Below are 606 nucleotides of genomic sequence, written 5' to 3'. Positions count from 1 at the left end.
TTGCCCTGGAACAGCGCCTGCGCCATCTGCCGGGCCTGCGCATCGGCATCGGCGCTGTTGCTGATCTGCTGCAGGCGCAGGCGCAAGGCCGTGGCGCGGTCGAGGAACCGTTGCAGGCTCAGGTCGCCGCCGGCGCCCTGCCCGCCCTGGCCACCCTGGCCCTGTCCCACCAGCCGCAGCACCGGACCGAACGCGGCCCCAAGCGGCCCGGCCGGGTCGGCCTTGGGCGCCTCGGGTCCGGGCGCCTGCTTGCCGAGCAGGTCCTGCGCCTTGGCCACCAGCGTGTCGGACAGCGTGTCCTTGCGCGCGCCGGCGCCGCCCTGGTACGCGAGCGACCGCATCAGCGCGATCACCGGCGACTGGCGCGCATCGGCCAGCAGCTTGAGCTGCCCGATCGCCGCCGGCAAGGTGGGGGCGGCTTCCCACTGCAGGCTGTTCATGAAGCGCTGCCAGTGTTCCGCGTAGTCGGCGAAGTACTGCTCGGTCAGCGCGGCCTGCAGGTCCTCGGCGGTGCCGCCGTCAGCCTGCTGCGGCTTGCCCTGTTGCGGCTGCCCATCGGTGAGCACCCAGTCGCTGGCGATCTGCGTGCGCCTGGCCGCCTGCTCA

Annotated in this window: 1 protein-coding gene; it reads right to left on the bottom strand. The window is 73.3% G+C overall.

Annotated elements, in window-relative coordinates:
• Positions 1-606, bottom strand: a 606-nt coding sequence (locus tag AC3FOF_RS44570; protein WP_488730314.1) for an ImcF-related family protein, incomplete at both ends; no start/stop codon positions are given.

It is taken from the genome of Cupriavidus sp. 96C5-1 (assembly GCF_057798855.1).
Note: the sequence above shows the minus strand (reverse complement) of the source record. Positions and strands in the feature narration are given on the sequence as shown.